Origin of the sequence: Roseicyclus sp. (genome assembly GCF_052168335.1) — a bacterium.
Lineage (GTDB): Bacteria > Pseudomonadota > Alphaproteobacteria > Rhodobacterales > Rhodobacteraceae > Roseibacterium.
This window is the reverse complement of sequence record NZ_JBQLZP010000395.1, coordinates 1-5,635: the sequence shown is the minus strand read 5'-3', so window position 1 is coordinate 5,635 and position 5,635 is coordinate 1. Positions and strand designations below refer to the sequence as shown.

General features: G+C 71.8%; 4 protein-coding genes and 1 pseudogene. 4 read left to right on the top strand and 1 reads right to left on the bottom strand.

The features are described from left to right. From ACTS11_RS12100 to ACTS11_RS12085, 4 genes and pseudogenes are all read left to right on the top strand, one after another. Positions 1 to 207: pseudogene (locus ACTS11_RS12100) on the top strand (S-methyl-5-thioribose kinase); the annotation flags it as partial. Further along, on the top strand, positions 204 to 1,298 hold the full coding sequence (gene mtnA, locus ACTS11_RS12095; RefSeq protein WP_442640568.1) for an S-methyl-5-thioribose-1-phosphate isomerase: 1,095 nt from the start codon (positions 204 to 206) through the stop codon (positions 1,296 to 1,298). The pseudogene ACTS11_RS12100 and the gene mtnA, both read left to right, overlap by 4 nt. Beyond that, the gene (locus ACTS11_RS12090) at positions 1,295 to 3,322 is read left to right on the top strand and encodes a bifunctional aldolase/short-chain dehydrogenase (protein WP_442640567.1); all 2,028 of its coding nucleotides are present in this window, start codon (positions 1,295 to 1,297) and stop codon (positions 3,320 to 3,322) included. Before mtnA ends, ACTS11_RS12090 begins: the two co-directional genes overlap by 4 nt. Further along, positions 3,323 to 4,294 (top strand): sugar-binding transcriptional regulator, encoded by a 972-nt coding sequence (locus tag ACTS11_RS12085; RefSeq protein ID WP_442640566.1) that lies wholly within the window; start codon positions 3,323 to 3,325, stop codon positions 4,292 to 4,294. Position 4,295: 1 nt separating this feature from the next. Here ACTS11_RS12085 and htpX read toward each other — a convergent pair whose 3' ends face one another. Further along, positions 4,296 to 5,159: a zinc metalloprotease HtpX gene (gene htpX, locus ACTS11_RS12080; protein WP_442640565.1), complete on the bottom strand. Its 864-nt coding sequence runs from the start codon at positions 5,157 to 5,159 to the stop codon at positions 4,296 to 4,298. Positions 5,160 to 5,635: the final 476 nt, after the last annotated feature.

Sequence of the window (5,635 nt, the reverse complement as noted above, 5' to 3'; positions counted from 1 at the left end):
TTCTGCGGGATCGAGGAGCACCGCCGCACGCTCTCACTCGCGCACAACGCCGATTTCGAGAGCATCGCCGACCCGGCCGAGCGTGCGGTCTACGAGGCTCGCAACCTCGCCATGGGTGCCCATATCCTGACGATGCGCGCCTCCATCCCGGACATGGACGCGCTTCTCGCCATCGCGCGCGAGTTCAACCGAAAGGACGCAGCATGAAGGTCAACGGAACCCCCTACCGCTCGATCTGGTACGATACCGGCGCGGGCGAGGTCCGCATCATCGACCAGCGCTGGCTGCCCCACGACTTCCGCATCGCCACGCTGAGGACGCGCGACGAGTTCGCCGTGGCGATCCGCGACATGTGGGTGCGGGGCGCGCCGCTGATCGGGGCGACGGCGGCCTACGGCGTGGCCGACGACATGGCGCGCGACCCCTCCGACGCCAATCTCGACGAGACCTGGTCGGTGCTGAACGCCACGCGGCCGACGGCGATCAACCTCCGCTGGGCGCTCGACCGCTGCCGCAATGCGCTGCGCCCGCTCCGCCCCGAGGCGCGGGCCGAGGCCGCCATGCGCCTCGCCCACGAGATCGCCGACGAGGACGTCGAGATCAACCGGCGCATCGGGCTGAACGGCCTGTCGATCATCCGCGAGATCGCGGCGCGCAAACCCGAGGGGGAGCCGGTGCGCATCCTGACCCATTGCAACGCCGGATGGCTCGCCACCGTCGACTGGGGCACGGCGACCAGCCCGATGTACCACGCCGCCGAGGCGGGCATCCCGATCCACGTCTGGGTCGACGAGACGCGGCCGCGCAACCAGGGCGCGCTGACGGCCTGGGAACTGGGCTCCCACGGGATCAGCCACGACTACGTCACCGACAATGCGGGCGGCCACCTGATGCAGCGCGGCCAGGTCGACATGGTGATCGTCGGCACCGACCGCACCACCGCCACCGGCGACGTCTGCAACAAGATCGGCACCTATCTCAAGGCGCTGGCGGCGAAGGACAACGGCGTGCCCTTCTACGTCGCGCTGCCCTCGCCCACGATCGACTGGACGGTGCGCGACGGCGTGCGCGAGATCCCGATCGAGGACCGCCCCGAGCGCGAGGTGACGCATGTGCAGGGCACGGGCGAGGACGGCTCCATCGGCTGGGTCCGCGTCGCGCCCGAGGGCTCGCCCGGCGCGAACCCCGCCTTCGACGTGACGCCCGCGCGCCTCGTCACCGGCCTCATCACCGAGATGGGCGTGGCCGAGGCCTCCGAGGCCGGGCTCGCCGCCATGTTCCCGGACAAGGCCGCATGATGATCGCGAACCGCTGGTCCGAGGAGGACGCCGCGCGCTGGGTGGCCGACGCGGGCGCCGACGAGGCCGACCGCGCGCTCGCGCTGCGGGTCTATTCCTCGCGGCTGATCGGGTCGGACCCCGACCTCGTGATGCACGGGGGCGGCAACACCTCGATCAAGCTGACGCGACCGAACCTCTTCGGCGAGGCCGAGCGCGTGCTCCACGTCAAGGGCTCGGGCTGGGACCTCGACACGATCCTCGCGCCGGGTCTGCCGGGGGTGCGGCTCGAACCGCTGCTCAGGCTCCGCGCGCTCGACCGGCTGTCGGACGAGGAGATGGTGAACGTCCAGCGGCAGAACCTGCTCGACGCGACCGCGCCGAACCCGTCGGTCGAGACGCTGCTCCACGCCTTCCTGCCGCACCGGGTCGTCGACCACACCCACGCGACGCCCTTCCTGATCCTCGCCAACCTGCCGAACGCGGAAGCCGTCGTGCGCGAGATCTTCGGCAAGCGCCTCGGCATCGTGCCCTACATCATGCCGGGCTTCGCGCTGGCGAAGGCGGCGGCCGAGGTGCACGAGGCCGATCCCTCGGTCGAGGGGCTGCTCCTGCTCAAGCACGGCCATTTCGCCTGGGGCGAGACCGCGCGCGAGAGCTACGACAGGATCGTCGCGCACACCAACGAGGTGGCGGAGTATCTGGGCCTGAAGGGGCCCACCTTCGACGGCGCCGCGCGGCAACCCTTCCGGCAGGCGGGCGACGCGGGCAGGCTCGCCGCGATCCGCGCCGCCTTCGCCGAGGCGGGCGCGCCCCCGCCGGTGCTGGACCTGCGGAACGGCGACGCGGTGCTCGACTTCCTGAAGCGCCCCGACCTTGACGACCTCGCCACGCGCGGCACCGCCTCGCCCGACCACGTCATCCGCATCAAGGGCCGGCCGCTGGTCCTGCGCGCGGACGACGACGCGGCGGCGATCCGCGCGAAGATCGCCGCCTACGAGACTGAATACGCGAGTTATTTCGATCGGCAGAACGCCCGCGTCGGCGGCGGCAGGACGATGCTTCAGGCCCTTCCGAACCTCGCGTGGATCGAGGGCACCGGCCTCGTCGGCATCGGGCGGACGGCGGGCGCCGCGTCCGTCGCGGCGGACCTCGGCGAGCAGAACATGCGCGTGGCCGCCGTGGGCGAGGATCGCGGCGGCTTCCGGCCCATCGGCGAGGACGACCTCTTCGACATGGAGTACTGGTCGCTGGAACAGGCGAAGCTCGGCAAGGCCAAGGCGCCGCCCTTCGCGGGGCGCGTGGTCATGGTGACGGGCGGCGCCGGGGCCATCGGCCTCGCCACAGCGCGCGCCTTCGCGGCCGAGGGCGCGGAGATCGTGCTGGTGGACCGGGACGAGACCGCACTCGAGGCGGCGCTGAAGGCCCTCGGCAAGGGCGCGGCCATCGCGCTCGACGTGACGGACCCGGCGGCGGCCGAGGCCGCTATGGCCCACGCCGTCCGCAGTTTCGGCGGGCTCGACATCCTCGTGTCGAACGCGGGCGCGGCGACGCAGGGCGCCCTCGCCGAGCTGACGGAGGACCAGCTCCGCGCCTCGTTCGAGCTGAACTTCTTCGCCCATCAGCGGCTGGCGAAGGCCGCCGTCGACGTCTTCCGCGCGCAGGGCGGCGGGGGCCAGATCCTTTTCAACGTCTCCAAGCAGGCGGTCAATCCGGGCAGGAACTTCGGCGCTTACGGCCTGCCCAAGGCCGCGACCTTCTTCCTTCTCCGCCAGCTCGCGCTGGAGCACGGAGCAGACGGCATCCGGGTGAACGGGGTGAACGCCGATCCCATCCCCTCGGGCCTCCTGACGGACGAGATGATCGCGGCGCGCGCCTCGGCGCGGGGCACCGACACGGCGTCCTACATGGCCGGCAACCTCCTCGGGCGCGAGGTCGAGGCACGGCACGTCGCCGAGGCCTTCGTGGCGCTGGCCAGGGCCGAGCGGACCACCGCCCACGTCATGACCGTGGACGGCGGCAACATCGAGGCGGCGTTGCGCTAGATGACCGAGCTTCGCCACAGCGGGAAGGACGGCGCGGCCTCGCCCGCCTCGCTCGCCCGCGTGGCGATGCTGTATTACCGCGAGGGGCTGACGCAGGAGGAGATCGCGCGCCGCGTCGGCGTCTCGCGGGCGAGCGTGGCGAACTGGCTGCGCCTCGCGCGCGAGCAGAACATTGTCGAGATCCGCATCCAGGGCGAGAGCTTCGCGACCTCGCCGCTGGCCCGCGCGCTGGCCGACCGGCTGGGGCTCGCGGACGCCTACGTGGCGCACAACGACCTCGAGCCGCTGTCAGCGGACGCGATGCTCGACCGGACCGCGCAACTCGGCGCGCAGGCGATGCGCGACCTCCTGTCGGGGACCGACTGCCTCGGCGTCGCCTGGGGCGAGACGGTGCTCAGGATCGCGCAGGGCTTTCCGCTGGCGCAGATGCCGGGGCTGATGGTGCATCAGCTCGTGGGCTCGATGTATGCCCAGCACCTCTTCGCCGCCGAGACCTGCGCCATCGAGATCGCGCGCCGCCTCGGCGCAGGCTGCCGGACGCTGCACGCGCCCGCCGTCCTCTCCTCGGCCGAGCTGGCCGAGCGGCTTCGGCGCGAGCCCGTCATCGCGAGCCAGCTCGCCGAGTTCGGGCGGCTGACCAAGGCGCTGTTCTCCGTCGGCGACGTGAGCGACCGGACCACGCTCGTCTCCGCCGGGATCGCCACGGTGGAGGAGGTCGCCTGGTACCGCGAGCGCGGCGCGGCGGGCGTCCTCGCCGGGCATTTCATCGACGGCGCGGGCGACGTCATGGCCGGCCCGCTGAGCGCGCGGATGATCGGCATCGCGCCCGGGGCGCTGAAGGCCGTTCCCGTGCGGATGCTCGTCGTCTCGGGACCCGAGAAGCTCGCCGCGACGCGCGCCGCGATCCTCGGCGGCTACGTGAGCCACCTGGTGATCGACGAGCCGGGCGCGCGCGCGCTCCTCGAGGACTGAGCTAGCCCCAGGGCCTGCCGCCGCGCCCCTGCCCGCCCGGCATCATCGCCTGCAGCGCCGCGACGCGGTTCTCCGTGCTGGGGTGCGTCGCGAAGAGGTTGTCGTACCCGTGCGCGTGGAGCGGATTGACGATGAACATGTGCGCCGTGCCCGGATTGCGCTCGGCCGCGTTGTTGTCGATCCGCGCGGCGAAACCCTGGATGCGCCGCAGCGCCGAGGCGAGCCACATGGGATTGCCGACGATCTCGGCGCCCACGCGGTCGGCCTCGTATTCGCGCGTGCGGCTGATCGCCATCTGCACGAGAACGGCGGCAAGCGGTGCGACCACCATCATCGCGATCACGCCGACGATCCCGAGCGGGCTGTCCCGCCGCCCGCCGAAGAAGAGCGCGAAGTTTGCCAGCATCGAGAGCGCGCCCGCGAAGGTCGCCGTCACCGTCATGATGAGCGTGTCGCGGTTGCGGATATGGGCGAGCTCGTGCGCGACGACGGCGGCGATCTCCTCGGGGCCGAGCCGCTGGAGGAGGCCGCGCGTCACCGCGACCGCGCCGCGTTCCGGGCTGCGGCCGGTGGCGAAGGCGTTGGGCTGGTCCGTCTCGAGGATGTAGACGGCGGGCACGGGCATCTCCGCGCGCCGGGCAAGGTCCGCCACCATCCGCGTCAGGCCGTCCTCGCCCGTCGCCGGCCGCGCCCCGTGCATCCTCAGCACCATCGTGTCCGAATTCCACCAGGCGAAGAGGTTCGTGCCCGCCGCGAAGAGGAACGCCAGGACCACGCCCGTGGACCCGCCCAGAAGCCACCCCGCGCCCATGAAGAGCGCGGTCAGCCCCGCCATCAGCATCGCCGTCTTCAGGGTCGCCGGCATTCTCGGCCTCCGTTGCCATCGCCGCGGAAGATATGGGGAGCGTCCGCAACCGCGCAAGCGGCCCGGCCGCCCTGGGGATTCGCCGCCCCCGGGGCCGCGGACCCTGATAACCCCGCCAGAAACTGCGCAGCGTCCCCGGAATTCCGCTCAAGAAAGCGGCACTCGCCGAACCCGGGGCTGCAAGCGCGGCGAAGGTTTTCCCTGCGCCGCAGCATGGGGCATTCTGAAGGTGTCGAAGGCACCGGGGTCTGTCTCCTCCCTTCCTTTGCCGACCCCGGCGCCTGACGAAAAACCTGCTGGCGGCCCGCGTTCCTCGTCTCTCTTCCAATCGCGGGTCGCCAGTCTTTCCGGAGTAGAAGCTGGCAAGGCGCCTGCGCGCCCGGGTCATTGCTCCACCCCGCGGCGCCCGCCGCAGGATGGGAGCGATGCCATGAGCCCGACGACCGGGGACTATCTCTACGAGGAACTGAACCGCG